Genomic DNA, 23,034 nt, shown 5'->3' with positions numbered 1-23,034 from the left:
AAAGTTGTAATTTTGGCACTATGAATACACCACTCGCAGAACGAATCCGACCAAAGTCATTAGACGAATATTTAAGCCAACAACATTTAGTAGGCCCAAAAGGCTCTTTAACCGCTCAATTAAAAACAGGTATGCTGCCTTCAATGATTTTGTGGGGGCCTCCAGGAACAGGAAAAACAACTTTATCAAATATTATAGCAAACCAAAGTGGTAGGCCATTCTATTCATTAAGCGCAGTAGATAGCGGTGTGGCTGCTGTACGCGAAGTAATAGAAAAAGCTAAGAAAAGTGAAACTCTATTTTCAACCAAAAGTCCCATTTTATTTATAGACGAAATTCATAGATTTAGTAAATCCCAACAAGACTCACTGCTAGGAGCGGTAGAAAAAGGTTGGGTTACCCTTATAGGTGCTACGACTGAAAACCCAAGTTTCGAGGTAATTCCTGCACTTCTATCCCGTTGTCAGGTCTATGTGTTGGAATCATTTAGTCGTGAGGATATGGAAGCGCTATTAAAAAGAGCATTGCGAGAAGACACCATTTTATCAACTAAAAACGTAACCTTAAAAGAAACCGAAGCGCTTATACGACTGTCGGGAGGTGACGCTCGAAAATTACTGAATATTTTAGAACTCGTTATTCTTTCAGAATCATCTGATAGCTTTGATGGAAAAGATGAGCAGATAATTATTACAAACAATCTGGTTATGCAAAAAGCACAGAAAAATACTGTGCTATATGACAAGACCGGTGAGCAACATTATGATATTATTTCGGCTTTCATAAAATCAATTCGTGGCAGTGATCCGAATGCCGCTGTGTATTGGCTTGCCCGAATGATTGAAGGCGGTGAAGACATAAAGTTTATCGCACGCAGGTTGGTTATTTTAGCCTCAGAAGACATCGGGAACGCAAATCCAAATGCACTTCTCCTCGCCAATAGTACTTTTCAGGCGGTAAACACAATTGGATACCCAGAAGCTCGAATCAGTTTAAGTCAATGTGCAATATACTTAGCAACATCGCATAAAAGCAATGCATCCTATAAAGCAATAGGCGAAGCGCAACAGTTAGTTAGGCAAACTGGCGACCTCTCAGTTCCTTTATCTATAAGAAACGCTCCTACAAAGCTTATGAAGCAATTAGGCTACGGTAAGGAATATGAATATGCTCACAATTATGAACGCAATTTTGTTCCACACGAATTTTTACCAGAAGAAATAAAGGGAACTACCTTCTATAAACCAGGAAACAATCCAAAAGAAAACGCATTAAAAAATCACCTGAAACAACTTTGGAAAAACAAATACGACTTTTAATCAACGAAATCGTAAGTTATTGTTGACTCGCGAGTCTTAATGATAAGATTTCCAGATTGGTCAAAATCCGCGTCGGCAACATTGCCTGAAACATCTATATACTTCACTACTTTTTCCATAACAACTATCTTCCCTACTAATTTAAGTCCATCTTCTGAACTTGAATCTTCTTTATATAAAGAATAACCTTCAGCTGTCTTTCTAAGCAAATATGATTTTCCTTCATTTACATAGTTTGAAAACTTTGAAGATGGGAAAGGGACTCCATTGATTTCAGAAAGTTTAGATTCGGCAGGTAATGTATTGGTAGAATCGCTAGAATTAGCAGCATAAGTTTGAACCATTTCACTTTGCGAAACCCCAAGCTTTTCTACACTTTCAAAAGCCTTTCTAAGTGCGTCTTGATAGGTTTTTTCGAATTCTTTATATTTGCTTTTTCCTTCGTCACTTCTGTAAACTTCATTTCCATCACAATCAAGTAAAACCACTTGAAGCTTGGTTCCAAATAACGTTTTAAGTTCTTCAACATTCGCATAAAGCCCGTCACAACGATTGGCGTTAGGCGTGTCCTTAGCCAAAAAAGCATTAAACCCACTTTTCTTTAAATAGAATAACGACATAGAATTAAGCTGAAATTGATCGGGAGCGTTCAAAAACTCAAATTTATCGGGTACTATTACATAGCTATAGCTACTGAAATCGATATTCTGTGAAAGAGCAGAAAAGCCTATCAAAAAAGTGAAAATTATAATTCTAAATTGTTTCATATCTGAATAATCCTATTTATTATCAGTTGTAAAGATACTGTTTTTGAAACCACTTATTTTCGAAGATGTGGTCTTGATTTATTCCACTACAAACAATTTTTTATTTGCATCAACTCAGTAACCGTTAGGCTGGGTGTATTAATTTGTAAATTCTTATAATTAAAAAATAAAGTTTGCATCCCAGAATTTCTAGCGCCTTCTATATCTGCTTCCAAATTATCACCAATCATAATACTTCGGTTTGGACTAACGGACGCCTTCGTCATTGCAGCTTCAAAAATGATAGGGTTTGGCTTCTTTACCCCTACTTCTTCAGAAGTTGTAACAGTTTTAAAGTACTTGTTTATTCCACTATTTGCAAGTTTTAAATGTTGCACCTCATTAAACCCATTTGTAATTATATGTAGCTTGTATTTTGGATAGAGATAATCCAAAATTTCGATGGTTCCTGAAAACAATTCATTATTCACGGGAAGTTCTTCAATGTAGCTATTCGCCATAAAATCGATAGTAGCAAGAGGGAGTTCCATTTTAAAAATCTGAAAAGTATCCAGTAATCTCCCTCGTCGAAGTTCCTGCTTAGAAATTAATTCTTCTCTGTATTTTTTCCAGTAAACTTCATTAATCGGCTCGTATTCGCGAATGAAGTTGGACAATTCTAGTTGAATTTTATGTTTTCTAAAAACTCTTTCAAAAGCTAGTGCAGAATTTCTATCAAAATCCCAAAGGGTATGATCGAGATCAAAAAACACATCGGTAATAAGATTACTTGGCATAAAGTGGTAGTTTTTCTGAAAGAATACTGCGCCAGACTTTGTTTTCTTCTGTTGAGGAGAAATCGTTATTCGAAAAAATTAATGTGAAGGTTCCATTCACTTTATCAACTTCTGATAAAAACCCATTTACAGTTTTTTCAATATCGGCCGCATATCTCTTTTGAAATGCATCTGTTGTCATAGTGGCAGGATGTATAACTAATGGCGTCTTGATTTCATAATCTAAATCGTAAAATAAAAACGGAGTACAAGTACCCGCACGAAAACCAACCGTATCGCGAAAAACCATTGTAAAATCTCGTTTTACCTGAAGTTCTACCAAATTTCGATAAATGTCTGGTAGATTAACCAAGAATTCGGCATTAATTGAACTTTTCAGTGACCGATTGGTGATACTTTCCATTCGTCTTCTTTCGGCTTTCAGCTTTTCATATTGCGAAAGTACTTCGTATGAAAAAACAAGTCCAACCTCTTTATAATCCGAAACATATTTTAAAAGAAGCTTAAACTGTTGCCGATGTGTATTCATTCCTTTCTGAAATTGAGTAGCGTTTCCGAGTAGAAAAAATACAGTAAATTTAAAATTACTATGGCGTGCGTTATTAACTAACCATTTAAAAGTATCTGCCGGATCTCGTTTAAATCCAAAAATTACTTGAGTGCGTTCCATTAGCCTTCTAAATTGTCCTCTAAAAAGGTCGTCGGCATAACCCACAGCCGAGCGCAACAAGCCTTTGTACTTATAAACAAAAGGTTGGTTTGCCACAACCACTGGATGAACAGTCATTTTTTTATGAGGAAATATAAGGTCAGGAAATACTTCGATAAGTTTCAATTTAAACTTGTATGCCCAAATATCGACAACAGGTTGATGTAGAAATCCAGCTTGAAAGGCAAGACTTTCAGAAGCCATGAAACGTCCCTTTTCGTCTTTTACGTGAGGTAGGTATTCTTCATATCGGCTAATCATATAAAAGCTTGCGGCAAATATATCGAAAGGAAGTGCGCTTGCATTAGAGACCGAAAAAAAGCCATAAGTGTCCTCCCACTTTTTAACGCTTACATCAAAACTTTCGAAACCTTGTTGCTCTAAAAGACCATAACTTTGAAAAAAAAGCTCATTACCCATGGGCTTTTTACCGTACGAAATTTTAGGGCCAGTGTGCGAGATAAACTCTTCTAAGGCCGTTGTAAACGTAGTATTAATTCCTAAAATCCTAAGGCAGATGTGCTTAAAAATATAGGAAATTCGTGGGGTTATTTTGTCTATGTGTATTAGTAGCATAGTTGCTTACAACATGTTTTCATCGGCAAAGCTAAAGTACGCTTTTTCAGTAACTATAATATGATCCAGAACCTTTATATCTAAACCATCGCCGGCAATTTTCAATTTTTTAGTTAATTGAATATCTGCGTGACTAGGTTTGAGCGTACCAGATGGGTGATTGTGCGCTAGAATAATTCCAACAGCTCCAATTTGTAAGGCTTCTTTAAAAACCAACCGCACATCTACGAGCGTGCCAGTAATACCGCCCTTACTTAACTGTCCGCTTTTAATAACCTTGTTTGAGTTGTTAAGGTAAAGTATCCAAAACTCCTCATGCGGGAGTTCACCAATTAATGGCTGGAAATACTCAAAAACTGAATTGCTTGAAGTAATTTTCCTACGTTCAAGAGCTTCGCCTCCTCTACGGCGGCGACCTAGTTCCATTGCTGCTACAATTGTTATGGCTTTGGCTTCACCTATACCTTTAAATTGCATTAAATCGGCAATCGAACGCTTACCTAATTCGCTTAAATTATTGTTTGCAGAGGCAAGAATACGCTGACTTAAAGCAACAGCACTCTCATTGCGGCTACCCGAACCAATTAAAATAGCAATGAGCTCGGCATCGCTTAAGGCAATACGTCCTTTTTGCAACATCTTCTCGCGAGGACGGTCGTCTTCATTCCAGTTTTTTATGGAAAAGTGATTGTTTTCTTCCACGGCATTTTTCTAATTCCCTAAAGATAAGGATGAATGCGCTAATATTTGTAATATTTTGAAAACATTCTAAAAAAACAACATAACGATACAGTAACCAAACGACTATTATGGCGTTAAAACACAAAAGCCTGCAAAAAGCAGGCTTTTGATTAGTGACCGCGAAGGGATTCAAACCCCCAACCCTCAGAGCCGAAATCTGATGCGCTATTCAGTTGCGCCACGCGGCCAGTATTCAGTGTTCAAAAATAATTTTTATAAATTTGATTTCGAATAATTACTCACTAAACTTATAATCCTTTATACAATAATTACGAAAGCCTTGATTTTACTTTTGTCGAAATGGTTTTTCCATCAGCTCTTCCAGCAAGTTTTGCACTAGCCAGTCCCATTACTTTTCCCATATCTGCCATTGATGTAGCTCCTGTTTCAGCTATTATACCATCGACCACCTTGGTTATTTCTGCTTCACTGAGTTGCTGTGGTAAAAATTGCTCAATTACCTTAGCTTGTGCTAATTCCGGTTCCGCTAAATCTGGACGGCCTTGATCTAAATAAATGGAAGCACTATCTTTACGTTGTTTCACTTGCTTCTGGAGCAATTTTAACTCTTCAGCTTCGGCCAATTCTTGTTTTGACCCTGTTTCTGTCTGCGCTAAAAGTAATGCCGCTTTCACTGAACGTAAAGCCTCTAGAGACTGAGTGTCTTTCGTTTTCATCGCGACCTTAATCGCTTCCATAACCTTGTCTTGTAAGCTCATTCCTTCGTTTTAATAGAGTGCGAAGATACTCAATAAACGGTAAAACCGAAACAGTTATTTTAGAATATGTTTCTGAATAACACTAGAAAGTATATTTGTATAGTTTTTTGCTGAAGGAAATTTACCTTGTGAAATCTCGCCTTGAACCATTCGTCTTTCAGCAGGTTATAAAACTAGAAAAAATTCTTAAAAAAACCGCTTCAAATTTGACTCTGAAGCGGTTGGTGGTTTTAAGTTTAGCTAATTTGAGTTAGTCTACATTGTCGTGAAGAAAAGAATTATTTCTACGCAATTCAATTCCGTCGTCATCGGTATTTACCGAAGTTCGTGAGATATTCGATTCACTCTTGGTTTCATTTAAGTCAATCCCCATACGCTTGTAGGCTGGTTGTCTTTCAATTTCATCAATACGCGATGTACTGTTTTTAAACTTATAATTAAACTCTTTCAGTTTTCGTCTTCGTTCTTCTGTGCGGTCTCGAAGAAGTTGAGAAATTGGAGTATTCATTGGATCTTCTTCTTTTGAATCTACCTCTGGAGTTGGCTCTGAAACAGTTCTTCTCACAAATTTAACCTCCTCATCTTCTGGAACCGGCGGCTTACCTGAAGGCTTTGCAGCATTCATTTGGTCTTCGACCTCTTGGTAATCGTCTAAGCTGTATCTTTTAATGCCATCGTTTGAAACTTCTGTAACCGGAACGACCTCTACATGATTATGAACCTCAATTTCATCAAGGTCAAATCGTTTAAATTCTTCCTTTTTATCCGACTCAAAAGCTTTTTTAGTACTTTGATTAATTGGCATATCGAACATTAAAGTTTCATCTTCGGCTTCCTCTTCATAGGCAACTTCTTTTGAACTATTACTGTTTTGTTCTTGTTTTTTAGGCGCTTCTAGAATTACAAATTCGTTTACGTTTACCTTGTTTATTTCAACTTGGTTAAACTCTTCGATTTTTTTAGCTTCTATCTCTTCATAAGAAACATTTATATTTTTAAGTAATTCGGATGTTTCAATATATCCTTCAAAAGGTGGTGTTTGCTCTACTTCTTCAACGTCATCAAAAAGGGTGTGCTTAATAATTGGCGCTTGAGGTTTTGGTTGTGGCTCGACAGGTTTTACAGGAATACGAACTGTTCCGCCAGTTGCTTTTGGCTCAAGGTTTTGTTCAGCCCGTTGTTCATCTTCTAAGGTGTGGATGATTTTTTTTGATTCAGTATTTACAATTTCATTTTGTTGTTCAACATTAAAACCCGTTGCAATTACTGTTATTGAGATAGAGCCTTCTAAACTTTCCTCTTCCCCTACACCCATAATGATGTTCGCACTATTGCCGGCTTCATCTTGAATGTAATCGTTGATTTCACCAATTTCGTCGATTGTAATTTCGTCTGATCCCGAAACGATAAGCAACAATACGTTTTTGGCTCCCCTAATTTTATTGTCATTTAACAATGGAGAATCTAATGCTTTACTGATAGCCTCTTTCGCTCTATTTGCTCCTGAAGCTGTTGAGCTACCCATAATAGCTGTACCGCTATTAGAAAGTACAGTTTTAGCATCGCGAAGGTCAATGTTTTGAGTATAGTGATGCGTAATAACCTCAGCAATACCACGAGCAGCTGTGGCTAAAACCTCATCGGCTTTTGAAAATCCAGCTTTAAATCCTAGATTTCCATAAACATCTCTTAATTTATTGTTGTTGATAATCACCAACGAATCTACATTTTGTCGGAGTTTATCTACTCCAATCAATGCTTGTTCATTTCTGGTTTTACCTTCAAATTGGAACGGGATAGTAATAATTCCCACTGTGAGAATATCCATATCCTTTGCCATTTTTGCGATAATAGGTGCTGCACCCGTTCCCGTTCCACCACCCATTCCGGCGGTTATAAATATCATTTTGGTATTAGAAGTGAGCATATTTCGAATTTCTTCAAGGCTTTCCATTGCTGATTGCTCACCTACCTTAGGATTAGCTCCTGCTCCCATACCTTCTGTTAAGGAAACACCCAGTTGAATTTTAACTGGAACTGGACTGTTTTCCAGTGCCTGTGCATCGGTATTACAGATTACGAAATCAACTCCCTTTATGCCCTGTCTGAACATATGGTTAATGGCGTTACTACCACCGCCCCCAACACCAATCACCTTAATGACGTTTGATTGGTTTTTGGGCAGATCGAATGAAATGTTGTCAAATTCTGTTATGCTGCTCATATCTATTTATTTTATTCCTGTTATTTACTTATATTCTTATTGCTTGCTTCTAATTCTATTCGGCATCATCCAAGAACTCCTTGAATTTTTCGGCCCATTTATCAAAAAACCTTTTTCCCTTTTTTGGTTCATCACGTTTTTTCATTTCTTCTTGGGGTTGTTCAACTTCGTTTACATCTGGCGCTACTTCTTCCTTCTGTTCCTCTTTCGCTTTATCTGGCGACAGTTTTGTCATTAAGGAAGATTTACTTCTACTTTCCAAACTATTGAGCACCAATCCTACGGCGGTAGCATACATTGGACTAGTAGTTTCGGCGTCGCTATCGCCAGCCAAATGCTCGTTTGGATACCCTATTCGGGTGTCCATTCCTGTAATGTATTCAACCAATTGTTTTATATGTTGAAGTTGCGCTCCGCCTCCAGTAAGTACAATACCTGCAATTAATTTCTTCTTTTGCTCTTCGTGCCCGTAGTTTTTAATTTCCATATATGCCTGTTCGATAATTTCTATCACACGGGCATGGATGATTTTTGATAGGTTTTTTAAACTAATTTCTTTTGGTTCTCTTCCTCTTAATCCTGGAATTGAAACAATTTCGTTATCCTTATTTTCTCCAGGCCAAGCAGAACCGAATTTAATTTTTAATAATTCCGCTTGTTTTTCAATGATTGAGCATCCTTCTTTAATGTCTTCGGTAATTACGTTTCCACCGAAAGGAATAACCGCAGTATGTCTAATAATACCATCCTTGAAAATTGCCAAATCGGTTGTGCCGCCACCGATATCAATCAACGCTACGCCTGCTTCTTTTTCTTCTTGACTAAGCACCGCTCTAGCCGATGCTAAAGGTTCTAACGTAATTTCAGAAAGAGTTAAATCTGCACTTTTTATACATCTTCCTACATTTCTAATTGAGGCAACTTGACCAACAACAACGTGGAAATTGGCTTCTAATCGAGCGCCATACATTCCTATGGGTTCTTTTACTTCGCCCTGTCCATCTACCTTGAATTCTTGAGGTAACACGTGTAAAATTTCTTCACCAGGTAACATTACAAGTTTATGCACTTGGTTGCATAAATCGTCGATATCAGCTTCTCTAATAACTTCTTCTCCATCGGAACGGGTAATATAATCGCTGTGCTGAAGGCTTCGAATGTGTTGGCCGGCAATTCCAACCACCACATCTTTAATCTTCATTCCAGAAGCCGCTTCTGCATCTTGTACTGCTTGTTGAATGGACTGAATGGTTTGGGTTATGTTATTCACAACTCCTCGGTGAACACCAAGACTTTTAGCTTTCCCGATACCCAAAACTTCCATTTTGCCATATTCGTTCTTCCGCCCGATCATAGCCACAATTTTGGTTGTTCCTATGTCTAGCCCTACCGCAATATTATCATTTTCCATGGTCTTCCTTTTTTGTGGCTATTACCTGATTATTAAATTTCAGATTAACCTTTTCATACTCATAAAGAGTGCTATCTTGTTTTGTTTTTTTATAAAATGCTTTAAAATTTTGGAATTTTTTTTCAATAAACTGTGGTTTTCCAAACAACACATTAATATCGCTTTTTCTGAGTTCCAATTCAATCTCTCCGTTACTTCTTCGATTTATACCTACCACTAAGCGTTGCATAAAATCGTCTTCGCGTAGTTTTATAAGAAATGGTGTTATTTCATCGTAATTACTTTCAGCAACTCCAGTAATTAAAGGAACACGGGCCGAATAGACTTCTGATAGAGGCATCTTTTTTCCATCGGTATCTAAATAATAAGAAAGACCAGTGTTTGAACTAGCTACACGTCCAATAGGATCTCTTTGTTCAATCCTAGCGCCCAAGACACCATTTATGGATATAAACACCTCAGCGTCACGAACCATAGGGTTTTCGCGCAAACGGTTTTCCATTTCTTTCAAAACTAAAGTTTCTTTGCCTACCTCCTTTACGTCCAGTTTATTTTGTATCAACAATTTATTAACTGTATTGTGGGTTATAAATGGGGTTTTAGTATCCACAAATTCTACTTCTACTTTAGATAGTTTTCGTTTCTCATTTCGCTTATTACTAAAGCTAAAAAGAAATATTAATAACCCTAATAATACCACAAATTTTAGTATTTCAATACTACGTTTCATAGTCTAATATTTTGGTTATACGTTTCACTTCAGCCCCAATGTCGCCTGCACCAACAATCAATTTTATTCTGCACGTAGATTTCAGTAATATTTCTGGCAACGCTACTTTAAAAACCAATCGTTTTTTATCCGATTTAATTTGATCTAACAACCATTGCGACGTAACCCCTTCAATTGGCTCTTCTCTTGCTGGATAAATATCTAAAAGCACTACTTCGTCAAATTGAGATAGGCTCTCTGCAAATGCTTCTGCAAAATCCAATGTCCTACTAAAAAGATGTGGTTGAAATACAATTTGTTTTCTATCATCTGGATACATTTCATCTACTGCTTGAAAAAGTGCATCGAGTTCTGTAGGGTGATGTGCATAATCATCTATTAATACAAGGTTTTCCTTTCTAATTTTATATGAAAACCGTCGCTTAACACCTGTAAAACCAGCCAATGCTTTTGGTATACATTCTTTAGGAGCACCAGCCAACATTGCCATACCAATAGCCATAATAGCGTTTGATAGATTGTGACGTCCTGGAAGATAAAAAACCAAGTTTGTAAAAGTTGTTGTTGGAGTTTTTAAATCGAAGTGATATGCACCTTCTTCTACCCTCAGGTTTTGAGCTTGGTAATCGGCAAAACTCTCTACGCCAACGGTCATTCCAACCAAAGGCAGTCCCTTTTTTATAATTACGTTTTCTTCGTTGCCTACAAATCGGACAAATGTTCGAAACGCATTTTCCAGTTCTGCTTCATTTCCATAGATATCCAAATGGTCTGCATCCATAGTGGTAACACAAGCAATATCTGGTCTTAAATGTAAAAATGAGCGATCAAATTCGTCTGCTTCAACCACCGTTATTTCGCCACCCTTGAAAATAAAATTTGAATTATAATTCTCTGCAATTCCTCCTAAGAATGCAGTTATTGGCATATTGCACTCCACCAAAAGATGCGCTAATATTGCCGATGTAGTTGTTTTTCCGTGAGTACCTGCAACGGCAAGGCACAATGTGTTTTTTGAAATTTCTCCTAAAAGTTCAGCACGTTTTATTAACGTGAATCCTTCTAAATAGAAATAATTAAGAATTAAATTTTGTTTCGGTACCGCTGGGGTGTAAACTACCAAAGTGTTTTTATCTGCAATAATATTTGCCGGAATTTCAGAAACCGAATCAACAAAAATTACTGGAATTCCTTCTGAAATCAATTCATCTGTTAAATCTGAAGGAGCTCTATCGTAACCGTAAACAGTCTTGCCTTGCATTTTAAAATAGCGAGCAAGCGCACTCATTCCAATGCCGCCAATTCCGACGAAATAAAGTGTTTGTATGTTGTTAAGACTGTTCAATTTATTACTTGTTTAAATGTTCACTAACTCAGGGCTTCAAAAGGCACTAAAGTCATTAGTTTAAATTCATTAATTTTTCAATTTCTTCTACAATATCATTTGTGGCGTTGGGTTTAGCCATTTTCGTTATATTCTCCGAAAGCACTTTTTGATGTTCTTCGGAAGAAATTAATTCAGAAAATTTTGATTCGAAAGTAGCATCTAATTCATTTTCCCTTATCAAAATTGCGGCTTCTCTATCCGTAACAGCCAGCGCATTTTTTGTTTGATGATCTTCGGCAACATTTGGCGAAGGAATAAAAATTACTGGCTTCCCAACGATACAAAGTTCAGAGACTGATAATGCCCCTGCTCTCGAAATAATGAAATCTGCCGCAGCATATGCTAGATCCATTCGGTTTAGGAACGCTAGCACTTTTACATTTTCGTTACCTTTGTTCTTATACGCGTCTTCATAATACTTTCCGCATTGCCAAATTACCTGTAAATTATGTTGCTTAAATAACGTCAAGGATTTTTCAATTAACTCATTTATCTTTTTTGCGCCGAGGCTCCCTCCTAAAACAAGCAATATTTTTTTATTTTTATCTAAATTAAAAAACTTGATGGCTTCTTCTTTCTTAGACGAAATGTCCAACAGATCTTGACGCACTGGATTTCCGGTAAATCTAATTTTTTCGGAAGGAAAAAACTTATCCATGCCTTCATAGGCAACACAAATACTTTGCACTTTACCGCTTAACCATTTGTTGGTAATTCCTGCGTAACTATTCTGCTCTTGAATTAGACAAGGTATATTTTTAAGTGAAGCCATTCGCAACAGTGGCGCACTTGCATAGCCGCCCGTACCAATTGCAACATCTGGTTTAAACTTCTTTAATATAGTATTCGACTTACTCAAGCTTGATATTAGTTTTAATGGAAACGCTAGATTCTGCAAAGACAAACTACGCTGCAATCCAGAAATCCAAAGACCTTTAATTGGATAACCTGCTTGTGGTACTTTTTCCATCTCCATCCTATCCTCCGCCCCAACAAACAAAAATTCAGCATCAGGGAATTTGGCTTTCAGCTTATCTGCAATAGCAATGGCTGGGTAGATATGACCGCCCGTTCCGCCTCCTGATATGATAAATTTCGGTTTCAATTAATTAATTTTATTTTCCTGCGGACTTTCAACAATCCGATGTTATGGTTATTTAGATTTTGGCCGCACGCTGGTACGTCCTTGCCAAAATTTACATTGCTTCGCTTAAAATATCTAACGGGTTTTCCTCTGCTTCTTCTTTTGGTGCTATTTCTCGTTTGGCGCTTACACTCAATATCATTCCCAAAGCTAAACACGTCATCCAAATAGATGTCCCTCCACTACTTATGAGTGGCAGGTTTTGTCCCGTAACGGGAAAAAGTTCTACTGCCACGGCCATATTAATCATTGCTCGGAATATTATGGGAATACCTACACCTATAACCAATAGCTTACCAAAAATTGATGATGATTTATGAGCTACGACCAATATTCTGAAAAGCAGTAACAGGTAAACCAACATTAAAGACAAACCTCCTACAAGTCCAAATTCTTCAACAATTATGGCATAGATAAAATCGGAAGATGATTGTGGCAAGAAATTTTTCTGAACACTTTTTCCTGGCCCTAAGCCAGCAATTCCCCCTGTAGCTATTGCTATTTTTGCTTTTTCTATTTGATAATCTGCATCTGTATCCTTATTATCTGTAAAATTATCGATTCTACTTATCCACGTATCAACACGATTCGGGAACGTACCCGGAAATGCTTTGGCCGTTAAAATGAAGAGCGTTAGAAAAACAAGTCCTGCCCCTAATATAACGCCTAAATATTTTAGCGGGTAACCACCAATAAACATCAACATTACAACCATTGTAAAGAATATTGCAGCTGTTGAAAGATTTGCTGGTAGAATGAATGACAGAATAATAAAAACAGGTGCCCAAAGCGGTAAAATAGTTTCTTTAAAAGTTACGGTTTTATCTTTTATTTTTGACAGATAACGCGCCACATAAGTCATCAAAGCTACTCCTGCCAGTGTAGAAGTCTGAATGGTTATTCCTACAAAAGGCAAGCGAATCCAACGACTCGCATTGGCTCCACCGATTGTTGTACCTTCTGCCATTGTTATAATTAAGAGAATTCCTACAACTGGCAACGCAATAATAGACAGACCTCGAAAGTAGTTATACGGAATTTTATGAACTCCGTATAAAATTCCAAAACCTAAGACTAAGTGCGCAAAATGTTTCAATAAATAAGGCAAGGTACTCCCATCACCGTATAAATACGCCAAATTACTACTGGCACTATATACAGGGACAAATGAAATCAACGCCAAAAAAGTGACGAGCCCCCAGATTGTTCTATCTCCTTGTATGTATTGAAAAATGTTTTTCACGATTTCAGTTCGCTATTGCTTTATATATTTTTAGAGGTTTCTTACAGCATTTTTAAACTGTCTTCCTCGATCTTCGTAATTTTCAAATAAATCAAAACTAGCACAAGCAGGTGAGAGCAGTACAGTGTTATTTCGCTCCGCAAGTTTATACGCCGTACGAACCGCTACTTCCATAGAGGTAGTTTCCATAATGGTATCAACAATATTCCCAAATGCTTCGATAATTTTTTTATTATCGACACCTAAACATATTATAGCCTTTACTTTTTCATTTACAAGCGGCAAAAGTTCGCTGTAATTATTACCCTTATCAACACCACCTACAATCCAAATGGCAGGATTTTCCATACTGTCTAAAGCGTAAAACGTTGCATTTACATTTGTTGCTTTAGAATCATTAATATAAAGCACATTGTTGATTTTCAGCACTTTTTCCAACCTATGCTCTACCCCGGAAAATCCTTCAAGACTACGACGAATTGTTTCTTTTCTAATTTTCAACAGGGTAGCTACCGTTGTGGCTGCCATTGCGTTTTTCACATTATGTTCCCCCTGCATTGCTATTTCTGATATTGGCATATTAAATTTATTATTATCTATATTTATTACTATTTCATTATTTTTTTTGAAAGCTCCTTGACTCAATTCTTTTTTAATTGAGAAAGGAAGCAAGCGTGATTTTATGGTGTTTTTTGAAAGCCATTTGTCTATTTCAACATCATCTGCATCATAAATAAAGTAATCTTGAGATGTTTGATTCATTGCTATTCGGAACTTTGAAGCGATATAATTTTCATATTTATAATCGTATCTATCCAAATGATCTGGACTCAAATTTGTTAAAATCGCAATATGTGGTGCGAAACTTTCAATTCCGTCAAGTTGAAAACTGCTCAACTCTAACACGAAGTTTTCATATCGTAATTCTGACACTTGTTCAGCAAAACTCTTTCCTATATTTCCACCTAAAGCCACGTTTAACTCGCCGTTTTTAAGAATTTCATACACCAAACTCGCTGTAGTTGTTTTTCCATTGCTACCCGTAATGCCCACAATTGTCGCATCGGTATATTTTGCAGCAAATTCAATTTCGGAAATCACTTTTACACCTTTTTCGAGCAACTTTTGAACTATTGGCGCCTTATCTGGAATTCCTGGGCTTTTCATCACAACATCTGCTAGCAGTATGTTTTCTTCAGAATGACCTTCTTCTTCCCATTCAATCTCATTATTTATAAGAACTTGTTTGTACTTTTCTTTTATTTTCCCGAAGTCTGACACAAACACCTCAAACCCCGTTTGTTTCGCCAATATGGCTGTACCTACTCCACTTTCACCTCCACCGAGAATAACGATTTTCGATTGACGATTTACGATTGACGATTTGCGATTGGAACTCATTTTAAATTTATCCTTTTACGCACCGTATTTATAGAAGCAACAGTAATTGACAACAGTTCGTTGGCTTCTTTGTGCAATCTGTCAATTTCATTGTGATGTGAGTCAGTTATTTCTTTTAAAATTTCTAAGAAATACATACTTTCATCTGCTTCCTCTTCCACGATTTTTAATTTATTTATAAAATCTTTATCGGACTTTCCTCTACACGCTGCTCTGTAATTTGCACCTACTGAACTTGAACATCGTATTAGTTGGTAGCAATAGGCATTATATTCTCTTGATATGGGAAATCTCATACACAGCTTTCCTGTATCAACTGCAAATCGTAACATTCTTTTTTTAATCGCTTCCTTCATAATCTTAAATCCGAAATCGTATATCGTAAATCATTTGCTATCTGATTTTCAGTGTTACAATCGTAATAATTGCCAAGAAAATTCCTACAATCCAAAATCGGGTAACGATTTTACTTTCGTGAAAACCTTTAATTTGATAGTGATGATGTAGGGGCGACATCCTGAAAATCCGTCTTCCTTCTCCAAATTTCTTTCGTGTATATTTAAACCAACTCACTTGCAATACTACCGAGAGGTTTTCCATTAAAAAAATTCCGCATAGAATAGGAATTAATAATTCCTTTCTTACAGCAATTGCAATTACAGCAATGATCCCACCGATAGTTAAGCTACCTGTATCTCCCATAAACACTTGTGCTGGATAGGTATTATACCACAAAAATCCAATCAATGCACCAACGAAAGCAGTTATGAAAATGGTCATTTCGCCCGTATTTGGGATAAACATTATGTTTAAGTAGTCTGAGAAAATGAAGTTTCCTGAAACCCACGCAAACAGAGCGAGTGTAGCTGCGATAATTGCCGAAGTTCCAGCGGCCAACCCATCAATTCCATCAGTTAGGTTTGCTCCGTTTGAAACAGCTGTAATAATGAAAATTACAATTGGTATGAAAATAATCCACACGTAGCTTTTATAGTTTCCGCCCATCCAACTAAGGAGTTCGGAATAATCAAATTCATTTTCTTTCACAAAAGGGATGGTTGTTAACATCGCCTTATCCTTGACATAGAATGATGTTTCGGACTGTTGGGTTATAACCTCGGTCTGAGCATCTGGATTTTCAATAGTTCGCTGCACCACGATATCTGGATGGACATACATTGTAATGCCTACAAACAACCCAAGACCTATTTGACCAATTACTTTAAACTTTCCAGGAAGACCTTCCTTATCATTTTTAAACTTTTTGATGTAATCGTCTATAAAGCCAATTACTCCCATCCAAAGAGTGGTAACGATGAGCAGGATTACATAAATATTTTCCAGTTTAGCAAAAAGAAGCACTGGAACAAGTGTAGCAAGAATTATAATTATCCCACCCATTGTTGGCGTTCCCGCTTTTTCATTTTGACCTTCAAGCCCTAGATCGCGAACTGATTCGCCAATTTGTTTTTTACGTAGAAAATCAATGATTTTTTTACCATAAACTGTTGCAATAAACAAAGAAAGGATAACAGCCAACGAAGCACGGAACGTAATGAACTCAAACAGTCCTGTTCCTGGCAAGTCGTAGGTTTTATCCAAATAGTTGAATAGGTAGTACAGCATTTGCTATTTGTTTAGGAGGGTTAACAGTTCATTTACAATTTTAAAATCATCGAAATCAAATCGTTCTCCATTAATTTCTTGATATGTTTCGTGTCCTTTTCCAGCGATTAAAATAATATCGCCTTCTTGCGCCATTTGGCACGCAGCTTTAATCGCTTCTTTTCGATTGGTGATAGATATTGTTTTTTTATAATTCTCGGCTGGTACCCCTGCTTCCATTTCAGCTATAATTTTCTCAGGATCTTCTGTTCGAGGATTATCACTTGTAAAAACAGCTTTTGTGCTTAAAGCGGCAGCAACCTTAGCCATAATTGGTCTTTTCTGTGGATCGCGATCTCCGCCGCAGCCAACTACGGTAATCACTTCTTCATTTCCGGTTCGAATACTATTAATAGTTATTAATACGTTTTCTAAAGCATCAGGTGTGTGGGCATAATCAACAATTACAGTAATTTTGTTTTCTGAAACCAGATACTGAAATCTGCCATCAACACTTTCCAATACGCTCATTATTTGAAGAATTTCTAGGGTTTCTAATCCCAAAAGTTCTGCCGTTGCATAAATTGCCAATAGGTTATACGCATTGAAACCTCCTATCAATCTCACCCACAGCTCTTGATTGTTGATTTTTAACAACTGACCTGTAAATTGACTTTCTAACACCTTCGCTTTATAATCAGCGTAGGCTTTTAGCGCATACGTGTATTTTCTCGCCTTGGTATTTTGGAGCATCACGGCTCCGTTTTTATCATCGACATTTACTAATGCAAATGCTGTTTTTGGTAAATTGTCGAAAAACAACTTCTTTACATCGCGGTATTCTGCAAAATCCTTGTGATAATCTAAGTGATCGTGAGAGAGGTTAGTGAAAATTCCACCTTCAAAACTCAATGCTTCTGTCCGTTTTTGATGGATTCCGTGCGAACTCACTTCCATAAAGCAAAACTCCACTCCAGCATCAACCATCTCGCGCAGATATTTATTTATTGTAAGCGAATCAGGCGTAGTATGCATTGTTTTGTGCGCAACATCGCCCACCATTATTTTTACTGTTGAAATCAATCCAACTTCGGCGCCTGCCTTTTTGAAGAGCTGATACAGCAACGACGCAATTGTAGTTTTCCCGTTTGTACCGGTTACACCAACAAGTTTTAACTGTTGTGACGGATTTTCGTAATAATTCGCCGCAATTATAGCCAATGCTTTGTGCGAATCGGCCACCTGAATATATGTTATTCCGTTTATGAGCTTTTCCGGCAAGGTTTCGCACACTATTGCCAAAGCACCCTGATTTGTTGCTTTTTCAATAAATTGGTGCCCATCGGACACAGTTCCTTTTATAGCTACAAAAACATCGTTTAAAGAAACTTTTCGCGAATCAAATTCTATGTTATGTATAGCCACAGAAGTATTGCCCACGACCTTTTCGAGGGTTACCTTATACAATATGTCCTTTAATACAATCACGATAGTTTCAATGTTATTTGCTGACCCTTCTTTAAGTTTTCGCCAGATTTTATAGATTGATTTACAACTGTTCCATTTCCGACTATCTGAACTTTAAGACCCAGATTTTCGAGCAGTGAAATAGCGTCCATCCCAGCCATTCCAGTCACATTCGGGATTGTTTTGGCAGGCTTTTGTAATTTAGTATAGTACTTCTCAAAATCTTTTTCGATAATTGGATCTACCTTCTCTATCTCATCTACCGAATCCACATTTGGCGAATCAGTGAATATTTTTTGGGCAATTCGTTTAAAAACAGGGCCAGACACATCGGCACCATAATACCCCTTGCCCGTACTCGGTTTATGAATTATTACGATACAAGAAAATTTTGGATTTTCTACTGGAAAGAAGCCCGCAAAAGAAGAAACGTAGCGTTGATTACTATCCCAATCAGACATCCAGTATTCTGTTCTTGCCGTACCAGTTTTTCCTGCCATAGAGAAATCGGGAGAGTAGAGCGATTTTCCTGTACCACGTTTTACTGTATTTTCCAACACCGCTTTAATAGCGCCTAAAGTGGCATCTGAACAAATTTTAGGATTGATAATCTGTGTATCGTAAGTAGTAACTTTATCGTTCCAGACCCTAACTTCTTTAAGAAACCTTGGCTTCACCATAACACCATTGTTGGCAATGGCATTGTAAAAAGTTAAGGTTTGTAGTGGAGTGAGTTCTAAATTATAGCCATAAGCTATTGAAGGCAGGGCGTTTTTACTCCACTTACTATGTCCAGGTTCAGGAATCATCGGGGTTCCTTCCCCTACTATTGCAACTCCTGTTTTTTTATTGAGATTCCAGCTTTTTAAACGATTGATGAACTTATTTGGATTTTTAGCGTAATTATCATCAATAATAGAGGCCAAACCAATGTTTGATGAAACTTCCAAAGCGCGAGCGGCAGAAATTTTTCCATAACCACCTCGACGCGAATCACGGATGTTTCTTCCATAAAACCTTTTCACTCCGTTTTCAGTATCGATAACAGTGCTGGTATCAACAACCTTATCTTCCAAAGCAGCCATAAGCGCCATTACTTTAAAAGTGGATCCAGGTTCGTGAGATTCGCCTATTGCGTAGTTGAGTTTTTCGTAATAACCGCCCCCAGAAGTACGGCCTAAGTTTGAAATAGCTTTTATTTCGCCTGTTGCAACTTCCATTACGATAACAGAGCCGTGCTCAGCCTGGTAGTACTCTAATTGCTTTAAAAGCGCATGGTGTGCAATATCCTGAATATTAACATTGATTGTAGTAACGATATCATAGCCGTCCTGTGGTTCAATTTCGTTATCGTCATAAACGGGTTTCCATTGATTTTTAGCAATTTTCTGCTTTAACCTATGGCCTTCTTTTCCCGTCAACATATCATTAAAAGCTCCCTCTAAACCAACAGCGTAATGCCCTGGTTTAGTAGTGGATTCTCCTCCAACAGTTCGTTGCGCAATTGCACCTATAGGATGTTCACGTACTGTACGCTGCTCCACAATGATGCCACCTTTGTAAGGCCCTTTACGGAAAAGTGGCAGATTTTTTACTTTAATATAATCTGAGTAGCCTAAGTTTTTTGCAATAAACAAATAGCGGCTTTTATTTGCCCGTGCCTTTCTAAGCAAATTTTGATAGTATGAAACCGGCTTGCCAAACATTTGACTCAAGCCTTCACACAAGCCATTTAAATTCTCTTTAAAATCTTCTGAAGAAACCGTAACCGCATCAAAACGGATATCGTATTTGGGAACTGAAGTAGCCAAAAGACTTCCGTCATCGGCGTAAATATTTCCGCGGCTGGCTGGAATAACAAAGTTTTTTACCGTGCTTTTCTTTGCGAGTTCGCGATACTTCTCACCATCAACAACCTGAATATTCACTAACTTCACGCTAATGGCTAGAGCGAAGATGAACATACATCCAGCAATGATGTATAATCTGTTCATTATATTTTTATCTTCAATCGCCATTACTAATCAATTATCGGTTTGGGGGTTTTAATAATTTAATTCGCTGCTATTTGCGCTTCATTTTTATTTTTTGCTACTATTCTTATTCTCTTAGGTGGCGTTGTTGAAGGCTCTAAACCTCGACCTTCCATTGCTTTAATAATTCGGCTTTCCATTCTAGACTGCATCAAGCGCATACGAACATCTACATATTCGCTTTTTAGTTCTTTTACTTGCGCACTCAGTTTCGAGATTTGATGTACTTTCCTATCGGCAGTATGCGAGCTACCAATCATTGCTAAGGCCAAAAACGAAAGAAAAACAATAAACTGCCAATTCTTTAGTGAATCGTCGCTCACCAAGAATTTTCCCTTTATTATATTGTAAAAACCATCTTTCACCTTATCGCAGAATTACAAATCCTTATTTCCTTATTTATATTTTTTCGGCTATTCGAAGCTTTGCACTTCGGGCGCGATTATTCATTTTAATTTCTTCTTTTGAAGGCGCTATAAACTTTCCAACAGCCTTAAAAGGAACTTCAAATCTTCCAAAAACATCTTTTTCCGGCTCTCCTTCAAACAAACCGTTTCGAATGTAGCGCTTCACCAATCTATCTTCCAAAGAATGATAGCTTATCAAGCTTATTCTCCCACCAGACTCTAAAACCTCATCGGTTTGCAACAAAAACTCTTTTAAAGCCTCCAATTCTTGATTCACTTCAATCCGAATTGCCTGGTATATTTGAGCTAAAATTTTATTTTCTTTATGCCCTGGTAAAAACCGCTTGAGGACACTTTTTAACTGCTCACTGGTTTTTATTTTTCCGTCCTTTCTAGCTTCCACGATAACACGAGCCATTGCCGCAGCATTTCGCAATTCACCGTAATTTGACAACACATTTCGCAATTGCTCTTCTTCGTATTGATTGACCACTGTATATGCCGAAAAATTACTGCCTCGATTCATTCGCATATCCAAATCTGCTTCAAAACGAGTGGAAAAACCTCTTTCAGCAACATCAAATTGATGCGAAGACACTCCAAAATCACCAAGCACGCCATCAACAGTTTTATATCCATAAAAACGAAGAAAACGTTTCATCAATCTAAAATTCTGACTTATCAACAAAAACCGAGAATCGTCAATTGCATTTGCCACAGCATCTTCATCTTGATCAAAAGCGATTAGCTTTCCCTCAGGTCCTAATCTTTTTAAAATCTCGCGAGAATGCCCACCTCCGCCAAAAGTAACATCTACATAAACCCCGTCTGGCTTAATATTTAAACCATCTACGGTTTCTTTCAACAAAACTGGATTATGATACTCCATCGCCATCGCTATAACCTCCTCCCATTACTTCTTCGGCTAAATCGGCAAAGTCGTCTGCCGCATCATCAATAGCCTGTTCATATCTGTCTTTATCCCAAATTTCCACAATATTTATCGCTGAAGAAATCACCAATTCCTTGTTGATTCCAGCAAACGAAAGCAAATCTTTTGGTATCAACAATCGCCCGGAAGCGTCTAATTCAACCACCTTAACCCCTGCTGTAAACCTTCTAATAAAATCGTTGTTTTTTCTTTTAAAACGATTCAGCTCAGTCATTTTTAGCATTAGCGCCTCCCACTCTTTCATTGGGTACATTTCTAGGCAAGGCTGAAAAACGGCTCGTTTCACAACAAAGCCGTCGGCCATTACGGGAGCCAGCTGCTTTTTTAACGGTGCAGGAACCATAACGCGACCTTTTACGTCCGCTTTACATTCGTATGTGCCTATTAGATTGAGCATTGTGAAAATCTGCCTTTTGCATTTTATAACTTCAAATATATATAACTTTTCCCACTTTTTACCACATTCTACCACTTTGTTGATAAGTTTTACCACAACTCACCACCCTGAATTCTTGAGGGTAAAAACAAAGGCAAATTTTAAATAGACCATATGAAATAAATTTGTTTACTTTTGTTTTTCTTAATTGCACCAACCAAGAATGTCTGAGAACTTAAAGAAAGAAGGTAAATTTTCATATATAGAAATAGGCGAAGGCGCTCCCGTCATTGTCTTACACGGACTTATGGGCGGATTGAGCAATTTTGATGGAGTAGCAAATTTTTTTCCAGAAAAAGGCTACAAAATCCTCATCCCTGAGCTTCCCATCTACAAGATGTCCTTGTTAAAAACTAATGTGAAAAATTTCGCGAAATACGTTTCACAATTCATTGATCATTTGGGATACGACCAGGTAATTTTGCTTGGAAATTCATTAGGAGGACATATTGGGTTGCTTTGCACAAAGTTATATCCTGAAAAAATAAAAGCACTTGTAATTACAGGTAGTTCAGGTCTTTATGAAAGCGCTATGGGTGAAAGTTATCCGAAGCGTGGTGATTATGAATACATCAAAAAAAAGGCAGAAAATGTTTTCTACGATCCTGCAGTTGCCACCAAAGAAATTGTTGATGAAGTTTACGAGAGTGTAAACGACAGAAATAAACTTATTAGAACGCTTGCAATTGCAAAAAGTGCCATCAGGCATAATATGGCGAAAGATTTACCGAAAATGCACACTCCTACCTGCATTATTTGGGGAAAGAATGACAACGTTACACCACCCGAAGTTGCGGTAGAATTTCACGAACTTTTACCAGACTCAGAGCTTTTATGGATTGACAAATGTGGTCATGCGGCGATGATGGAACATCCAGACAAATTCAACGAGTTACTATACTATTGGCTAGAAAAAAGAGGTTTCTAGTTTCTACAAAACTCAATTTTTCTGAAAGCGAAACTCTTAATTCTAAACTCATAACTAGC

Annotated in this window: 21 protein-coding genes and 1 tRNA gene; 2 read left to right on the top strand and 20 right to left on the bottom strand. The window is 37.3% G+C overall.

The features are described 5' to 3' along the window. Window positions 1–20 precede the first annotated feature (20 nt). Window positions 21–1,319 carry a replication-associated recombination protein A gene (locus BLW28_RS04090; protein WP_073215324.1) on the top strand — a complete coding sequence of 433 codons (1,299 nt, stop codon included), beginning with the start codon at window positions 21–23 and terminating at the stop codon, window positions 1,317–1,319. Here BLW28_RS04090 and BLW28_RS04085 read toward each other — a convergent pair. From BLW28_RS04085 to mraZ, 20 genes are all read right to left on the bottom strand, one after another. After that, window positions 1,316–2,086 (bottom strand): hypothetical protein, encoded by a 771-nt coding sequence (locus BLW28_RS04085; protein ID WP_073215320.1) that lies wholly within the window; start codon window positions 2,084–2,086, stop codon window positions 1,316–1,318. The genes BLW28_RS04090 and BLW28_RS04085 overlap by 4 nt on opposite strands. Window positions 2,087–2,172: 86 nt before the next feature. Beyond that, window positions 2,173–2,862, bottom strand: a complete 690-nt coding sequence (locus BLW28_RS04080) for a YjjG family noncanonical pyrimidine nucleotidase (RefSeq protein ID WP_073215316.1) — start codon at window positions 2,860–2,862, stop codon at window positions 2,173–2,175. Next, window positions 2,852–4,147, bottom strand: coding sequence for a DUF7033 domain-containing protein (locus tag BLW28_RS04075; protein WP_073215312.1), 1,296 nt, complete (start codon window positions 4,145–4,147; stop codon window positions 2,852–2,854). The genes BLW28_RS04080 and BLW28_RS04075 overlap by 11 nt, the downstream gene beginning before the upstream one ends. A gap of 6 nt (window positions 4,148–4,153) precedes the next feature. After that, a complete protein-coding gene (radC, locus tag BLW28_RS04070) occupies window positions 4,154–4,849 on the bottom strand; it encodes a RadC family protein (RefSeq protein ID WP_073215309.1) in 696 nt (231 codons plus the stop codon). A 153-nt stretch (window positions 4,850–5,002) separates the two neighbouring features. Beyond that, a tRNA-Arg gene (locus tag BLW28_RS04065) sits at window positions 5,003–5,076 on the bottom strand. Window positions 5,077–5,157: 81 nt separating this feature from the next. Further along, window positions 5,158–5,607, bottom strand: a complete 450-nt coding sequence (locus tag BLW28_RS04060; RefSeq protein WP_073215306.1) for a GatB/YqeY domain-containing protein — start codon at window positions 5,605–5,607, stop codon at window positions 5,158–5,160. 250 nt (window positions 5,608–5,857) lie between these two features. Further along, on the bottom strand, window positions 5,858–7,831 hold the full coding sequence (gene ftsZ / locus BLW28_RS04055) for a cell division protein FtsZ (RefSeq protein WP_073215302.1): 1,974 nt from the start codon (window positions 7,829–7,831) through the stop codon (window positions 5,858–5,860). 55 nt (window positions 7,832–7,886) lie between these two features. Then, a complete protein-coding gene (gene ftsA, locus BLW28_RS04050) occupies window positions 7,887–9,242 on the bottom strand; it encodes a cell division protein FtsA (protein ID WP_073215299.1) in 1,356 nt (451 codons plus the stop codon). Further along, window positions 9,232–9,972, bottom strand: a complete 741-nt coding sequence (locus BLW28_RS04045) for a cell division protein FtsQ/DivIB (protein WP_073215296.1) — start codon at window positions 9,970–9,972, stop codon at window positions 9,232–9,234. The genes ftsA and BLW28_RS04045 overlap by 11 nt, the downstream gene beginning before the upstream one ends. Then, window positions 9,962–11,317, bottom strand: coding sequence for a UDP-N-acetylmuramate--L-alanine ligase (gene murC, locus BLW28_RS04040; RefSeq protein WP_073215294.1), 1,356 nt, complete (start codon window positions 11,315–11,317; stop codon window positions 9,962–9,964). The genes BLW28_RS04045 and murC overlap by 11 nt, the downstream gene beginning before the upstream one ends. A gap of 55 nt (window positions 11,318–11,372) precedes the next feature. After that, window positions 11,373–12,464 (bottom strand): undecaprenyldiphospho-muramoylpentapeptide beta-N-acetylglucosaminyltransferase, encoded by a 1,092-nt coding sequence (gene murG, locus BLW28_RS04035; protein WP_073215292.1) that lies wholly within the window; start codon window positions 12,462–12,464, stop codon window positions 11,373–11,375. A 91-nt stretch (window positions 12,465–12,555) separates the two neighbouring features. Beyond that, the gene (locus tag BLW28_RS04030; RefSeq protein ID WP_073215289.1) at window positions 12,556–13,746 is read right to left on the bottom strand and encodes an FtsW/RodA/SpoVE family cell cycle protein; all 1,191 of its coding nucleotides are present in this window, start codon (window positions 13,744–13,746) and stop codon (window positions 12,556–12,558) included. A gap of 30 nt (window positions 13,747–13,776) precedes the next feature. Beyond that, a complete protein-coding gene (murD, locus tag BLW28_RS04025; RefSeq protein ID WP_073215285.1) occupies window positions 13,777–15,147 on the bottom strand; it encodes a UDP-N-acetylmuramoyl-L-alanine--D-glutamate ligase in 1,371 nt (456 codons plus the stop codon). Continuing rightward, window positions 15,144–15,503, bottom strand: coding sequence for a four helix bundle protein (locus BLW28_RS04020; RefSeq protein WP_073215281.1), 360 nt, complete (start codon window positions 15,501–15,503; stop codon window positions 15,144–15,146). The genes murD and BLW28_RS04020 overlap by 4 nt, the downstream gene beginning before the upstream one ends. A gap of 37 nt (window positions 15,504–15,540) precedes the next feature. Next, on the bottom strand, window positions 15,541–16,773 hold the full coding sequence (gene mraY / locus BLW28_RS04015) for a phospho-N-acetylmuramoyl-pentapeptide-transferase (protein WP_073215278.1): 1,233 nt from the start codon (window positions 16,771–16,773) through the stop codon (window positions 15,541–15,543). A 3-nt stretch (window positions 16,774–16,776) separates the two neighbouring features. Next, complete coding sequence (locus BLW28_RS04010) at window positions 16,777–18,240, bottom strand: UDP-N-acetylmuramoyl-L-alanyl-D-glutamate--2,6-diaminopimelate ligase (RefSeq protein ID WP_073215275.1); 1,464 nt, start codon at window positions 18,238–18,240, stop codon at window positions 16,777–16,779. After that, window positions 18,237–20,237 carry a penicillin-binding protein gene (locus BLW28_RS04005; protein WP_073215272.1) on the bottom strand — a complete coding sequence of 667 codons (2,001 nt, stop codon included), beginning with the start codon at window positions 20,235–20,237 and terminating at the stop codon, window positions 18,237–18,239. The genes BLW28_RS04010 and BLW28_RS04005 overlap by 4 nt, the downstream gene beginning before the upstream one ends. 35 nt (window positions 20,238–20,272) lie before the next feature. Continuing rightward, the gene (locus BLW28_RS04000) at window positions 20,273–20,617 is read right to left on the bottom strand and encodes an FtsL-like putative cell division protein (protein WP_073215270.1); all 345 of its coding nucleotides are present in this window, start codon (window positions 20,615–20,617) and stop codon (window positions 20,273–20,275) included. A gap of 34 nt (window positions 20,618–20,651) precedes the next feature. Next, window positions 20,652–21,548 (bottom strand): 16S rRNA (cytosine(1402)-N(4))-methyltransferase RsmH, encoded by an 897-nt coding sequence (gene rsmH, locus BLW28_RS03995; RefSeq protein WP_073215566.1) that lies wholly within the window; start codon window positions 21,546–21,548, stop codon window positions 20,652–20,654. Next, on the bottom strand, window positions 21,535–22,008 hold the full coding sequence (mraZ, locus tag BLW28_RS03990) for a division/cell wall cluster transcriptional repressor MraZ (protein WP_073215569.1): 474 nt from the start codon (window positions 22,006–22,008) through the stop codon (window positions 21,535–21,537). The genes rsmH and mraZ overlap by 14 nt, the downstream gene beginning before the upstream one ends. 202 nt (window positions 22,009–22,210) lie before the next feature. Here mraZ and BLW28_RS03985 point away from each other — a divergent pair, with 202 nt between their 5' ends. Beyond that, window positions 22,211–22,975, top strand: a complete 765-nt coding sequence (locus tag BLW28_RS03985) for an alpha/beta fold hydrolase (RefSeq protein ID WP_073215267.1) — start codon at window positions 22,211–22,213, stop codon at window positions 22,973–22,975. Window positions 22,976–23,034 lie beyond the last annotated feature (59 nt).

The organism is Aequorivita viscosa, assembly GCF_900106795.1.
Classification (GTDB): domain Bacteria; phylum Bacteroidota; class Bacteroidia; order Flavobacteriales; family Flavobacteriaceae; genus Aequorivita; species Aequorivita viscosa.
The sequence above is the reverse complement of the archived record's forward strand: the minus strand, read 5'-3'. Positions and strand labels throughout refer to the sequence as shown.